Origin of the sequence: Pantoea sp. SIMBA_079 (assembly GCF_046940275.1) — a bacterium.
Taxonomy (GTDB): domain Bacteria; phylum Pseudomonadota; class Gammaproteobacteria; order Enterobacterales; family Enterobacteriaceae; genus Pantoea; species Pantoea borealis.
Genome location: NZ_JAWRYR010000937.1, coordinates 1 through 234, shown reverse-complemented (window position 1 = coordinate 234; position 234 = coordinate 1). Strand labels below are relative to the sequence as shown.

Genomic DNA, 234 nt, shown 5'->3' with positions numbered 1-234 from the left:
TTCGTGCTCCTCCGTTACGCTTTGGGAGGAGACCGCCCCAGTCAAACTACCCACCAGACACTGTCCGCAGCCCGGATAACGGGCCCACGTTAGAACATCAAACGTTAAAGGGTGGTATTTCAAGGATGGCTCCACGCGGACTGGCGTCCGCGCTTCGAAGCCTCCCACCTATCCTACACATCAAGGCTCAATGTTCAGTGTCAAGCTGTAGTAAAGGTTCACGGGGTCTTTCCG

General features: G+C 55.6%; 1 rRNA gene. It reads right to left on the bottom strand.

The features are described from left to right. A 23S ribosomal RNA gene (locus tag SB719_RS22685) occupies positions 1-234 on the bottom strand; the annotation flags it as partial.